General features: G+C 66.1%; 4 protein-coding genes and 1 pseudogene. All 5 read left to right on the top strand.

Annotation, left to right across the window (positions count from 1 at the left end; all coding sequences use genetic code 11):
* Nucleotides 1-632, top strand: a 632-nt coding sequence (locus ACFDTC_RS17525; RefSeq protein WP_375260165.1) for an ABC transporter ATP-binding protein, incomplete at its 5' end; no start/stop codon positions are given.
* Between the two features lie 114 nt (nucleotides 633-746).
* Complete coding sequence (locus ACFDTC_RS17520; RefSeq protein WP_375260164.1) at nucleotides 747-1,868, top strand: extracellular solute-binding protein; 1,122 nt, start codon at nucleotides 747-749, stop codon at nucleotides 1,866-1,868.
* 181 nt (nucleotides 1,869-2,049) lie between these two features.
* Nucleotides 2,050-2,337, top strand: coding sequence for a DUF1330 domain-containing protein (locus ACFDTC_RS17515; RefSeq protein ID WP_375260163.1), 288 nt, complete (start codon nucleotides 2,050-2,052; stop codon nucleotides 2,335-2,337).
* A gap of 3 nt (nucleotides 2,338-2,340) precedes the next feature.
* On the top strand, nucleotides 2,341-4,122 hold the full coding sequence (locus ACFDTC_RS17510; protein WP_375260162.1) for an ABC transporter permease: 1,782 nt from the start codon (nucleotides 2,341-2,343) through the stop codon (nucleotides 4,120-4,122).
* A 3-nt stretch (nucleotides 4,123-4,125) separates the two neighbouring features.
* Nucleotides 4,126-4,667 (top strand): annotated as a pseudogene (locus ACFDTC_RS17505) (ABC transporter permease); the annotation flags it as partial.

Here is a 4,667-nt window from a genome sequence, read left to right as displayed (position 1 = left end):
TCGAGCCCGAGCTGGTGCTGATGGACGAACCGCTCGGCGCGCTCGACAAGCAGCTACGCGAGCACATGCAGTTCGAGATCACGAACCTCGCCCACGATCTGGGGATCACCGTGGTCTACGTGACCCACGACCAGACCGAGGCGCTGACCATGTCGGACCGGGTCGCCGTGTTCAATGACGGCAAGATCCAGCAGCTGGCGGCGCCGGACGAGCTTTACGAGCGCCCCGAGAACAGCTTCGTCGCGCAGTTCATCGGCGAGAACAACACGCTCGAGGGCACGATCCAGGACATCGCCAACGGCCGCTGCACCGTCAAGCTCGACGGTGGCGAACTGATCGACGCCAACCCGGTCAACGTCAGCAAGCCGGGCGAGCGCACGCGCGTATCGATCCGTCCCGAGCGGGTCGAGATCAACAAGGACCGTCTGGGCGAGGGCGCGCACACGCTCAAGGCCAAGGTGCTGGAATTCGTCTACATGGGCGACATCTTCCGCACGCGCCTCCGGGTGGCCGGCAAGGACGATTTCGTCATCAAGACCCGCAACGCACCCGACCAGGTGCGGCTGCAGCCGGGGCAAGAGATCGAGATCGGATGGATGCCCGAGGATTGCCGCGCGCTCGACGCGCATTGAGATCCAGTTGCCGCGCGGTCCTTTCGGGATGCGCGCGGTCAAGTCGAGGGTCGGACGTCTCTGCCCGTGACCCGGCCCCACAAATTCGCCAAACGGGTGACTAGGGAGTATGATATGAAACTGACCAAGACGCTTCTTGCGACCACGGCACTGACCGTCGCCGCTGCCGGCGCGAACGCCGAAAGCCACGTCGAGATGGCCGACGAGATGACCATCGTCAGCTGGGGCGGCGCCTACCAGGAAAGCCAGCTCAAGGCCTATGTCGAGCCCTACCTGGAGATGAACCCCGGCGTCAGCGTCACCTGGGACGAAAGCTCGCCCGAGGCAGTCGCCAAGCTGCGCGCCATGGACGAGGCCGGCAACATCACCTGGGACCTCGTGGACGTGACGGCGGCCGACGCCATGCGCCTGTGCGACGAGGGCCTGGCGATGGAGGTCGACCACGACGAGATCCTCGCCGATGCGCCCGACGGCACCTCGGCCACGGACGATTTCGGCGACATGATTGTGTCCGACTGCTTCATTCCGCAGATCGCGTACTCGATCACCAACGCCTACCGCACTGACGTGGAAGAGTGGGAAGGCCGTACGCCGGAAGACATCTGCGCGCTGTTCGACACCGAGAACTTCCCGGGCAACCGCACGCTCGAGCGTCGTCCGATCAACAACATGGAATGGGCCCTGATGTGCGACGGCGTCGCCTTCGAGGACATCTATGACGTGCTCGAAACCGAGGAAGGCCAGCAGCGCGCGCTGGACAAGCTGGACACGATCAAGGACCAGACGATCTGGTGGACCTCGGCCGCGGAAAGCATCCAGACCATGGCGGACGCCGAAGCCGTGATCGGCTCGTCCTACAACGGCCGCTTCTTCTCGGCGATCGCCGAGCAGGATCAGCCGCTCGAGATGCTGTGGGACGCGCAGGTCTACGACATCGACGGCTGGATCATCCCCGAGGGCCTGTCCGACGCCGAACTGGCGCGCGTTCAGGACTTCCTGAACTTCGCCACCGATACGCAGCGTCTGGCGGACCAGGCCAAGTACATCTCGTACGGCCCGGCGCGTCAGTCCTCGGCGCCGCTGGTCTCCACCCATGCCGAACTGGGCATCGAGATGGCGCCGCACATGCCGACCAACCCGGACAACGCGTCCAACTCGTTCGTGCAGAACTACGAGTGGTGGGCCGACTACCGCGACGACATCGACGCGAAGTTCCAGGCGTGGCTCGCACGCTGAGCCCGTCCTGCCGGGCGTGACGCCCGGCGCATGACATCGGCAGAGCGGGTCCCGCCCGCTCTGCCACCCCACCACGGCCGCAAGGCCCACCAACAAGCGCCGCCGGCATCGACCGGAGGGCAGGCGGTTCCGGCTCGCGTCGAAGGACGCTGCGGGACACGCTGACAGGGAAAGGGATGACATGCCCAAGGGCTACATCATCGGCCACATCACGGTGAACGACCCGCAGGCGTACCGCGAATACGTCGAGCGCGACACGCCGCTTCTTGAATCCTACGGCGCCAAGTTCCTCGTGCGCGGGGGACAGTCCGAGACGCCCGAAGGCGAGACGCAGAACCGGCACGTGGTGATCGAATTTCCCGACTACGAGACCGCGCACCGCGCCTACCATGACCCCGAATATCAGGAGATCGCCGAGATCCGCCGCCGGACCGCGACCTCCACGATCATCCTAGTCGAGGGCACCTGAGCCATGAGCGACGCCACCTCAAACGCCAACGCGATCGACGCGCCCACCCCCGAGAAGGGCCTGGCCGCCGCCGACGCTAAGGGCCCCGTCCTCGCCGCCGACGGCACGCCGCTGCGCAAGTCGCTGCGCCGGGCGCTGCGGGCGCAGAAACTGCGGGCGCTGATGCTGATCGCGCCGCTGCTGATCTTCGTGCTGATCACGTTCATCGCGCCGATCCTCGACATGCTGTTCCGCTCGGTCGAGAACCAGATCGTATCGGACACGCTGCCGCGCACCGCACAGGTGCTGCCCGAATGGGACTCGGCCAGCGGCGAGCCGCCGTCGGAAGCCGTCTACGAGGCCTTCTACTACGACCTCTTCGCCGCGGTCGAGGCGCGCCAGCACACCCGCCTGGGGCAGCGTCTGAACTACGAGAACACCGGCATGTCTTCGCTGTTCCGCGGCACCGGCCGCGATCTCGACGATTTTCGCGAGGCGCAGGTCGAGTACATCGAGGATTTCGCCCCCGAGTGGGAAGAGGCCGAGTTCTGGGTGTCGTTCATGGGCGGCGAGGGCGGCGAGGCGCTGCTCGACTCGCGGCGCGACGTTGTCCTGGCATTGATGGATGAAAGTCAGCGCGGCCCCATCGGCACACTGTGGTGCGCCACCTTCGCCGCGTGCGAGCCCGCGCCCGGAAGCATCGACATCGGCTATACGCCCTCGGCCGAAGTGGCGGAACTGCTGCCGCGCACCGCCGAGGCCTACGCCGACTTCGCGCTGATCACCGTGCTCGAGGAAGAGGACGCCATCGCCGAGGAAGAGCCGTGGGAAGCGGTCTACGTCGCGCTGGCGCAGGACCTCGCCGAGACGCCCGAGGCCGAGCTTGCCGCCTTCTCCGGTCCGCAGGCCCAAGCGCTGGTCGACTTGAAGGCCGGCCTCGCCGACGTCGAGACGCAGAGCTTCCGCGACTTCTTCGAGGAGGCCGACGACGACTGGCTGATGATCGGGCCGTGGCGCACGATCCAGACCTACCTGCCGGATTACACGACCGGGTACTTCCTCAACGCCGCCGACATGCAGAAGACGCCGGACGGCCCCGAGTTCCGCCCCGAGAACGAGCGGATCTACGGCCTGCTGCTGCAGCGTACGATGTTCCTGTCGCTGACCATTACCTTCAGCTGCATCCTGCTCGGCTACCCGGTGGCCTACCTGCTGTCGAACCTGCCCATGCGCACCGCGAACCTGCTGATGATCCTGGTGCTGCTGCCGTTCTGGACCTCGCTTTTGGTGCGCACCAGCGCATGGAAGGTCATGCTGCAGCAGCAGGGCGTGATCAACGACGTGCTGGTCTGGCTGGGCCTCGTCGGCGATGGCAGCCGGCTGGTGATGATCAACAACCAGTTCGGCACGATCGTGGCGATGACGCACATCCTGCTGCCGTTCATGATCCTGCCGATGTACTCGGTCATGTCGACGATTCCGCCCAGCTACGTGCGCGCGGCGAAATCGCTTGGCGCCACCAACTGGACGACGTTCTGGCGGGTCTACTTCCCGCAATCGGTGCCGGGCATCGGCGCAGGCTCGATCCTCGTGTTCATCCTGTCGATCGGCTACTACATCACGCCCGAGATCGTCGGCGGCACCACCGGCACGTTCATCTCGAACCGCATCGCCTACCACATCTCGTCCTCGCTCAACTGGGGCCTCGCGGCCGCGCTGGGCTCGATCCTGCTGATCGTGGTGCTGGTGCTCTACTGGGCCTACGACAAGATCGTGGGCATCGACAACGTGAAGCTGGGGGGCTGAGGCATGTCGGACGCCGTCGTCATCACCGAGACCAAGACGCTGCCTTTCTCCTTCACGCTTCCCGTGGTCGGGGCGGCGGGGGCCTTCTTTGGGCTCTTCGTCGGGACCGCCCAGGGCTCGGGCCTGCTGGGCATCGTCATCGGCTTCGCGCTGTGCGCGGGGCTCGCCTGGCTGGCGCTGGCCGTGGTCGGGACCGAGCACGAGAAGGCCGTGCGCTGGGGCTGCATCGCGCTGTTCCTGGTCGCTGGCTTCCTGATTGGCGCGCTGCCGGGGCTGGTCCTGGGCGGCCTCTTCGGCTGGTTCATCGGCTGGTTCATCTACTGGGTCGGTCGCGGGCGGTACCGGATGTTCCTGCCGCCCTACCTCACGGGCGGGCAGGTGCTGTGGCACTACGCGTTCCGGGTGATCTGCGGCGCGATCTTCGTGTTCCTCATCACGCCGATCCTCGTGGTCATGCCGCTGAGCTTCAACGCCGAGAACTTCTTCACCTTCACGCCCGAGATGCTGTCCTTCGACCCGGCCGGCTACTCGCTGCGCCACTACCG

Origin of the sequence: Citreimonas sp. (assembly GCF_042096055.1) — a bacterium.
Lineage (GTDB): Bacteria > Pseudomonadota > Alphaproteobacteria > Rhodobacterales > Rhodobacteraceae > Citreimonas.
Note: the sequence above shows the minus strand (reverse complement) of the source record. Positions and strands in the feature narration are given on the sequence as shown.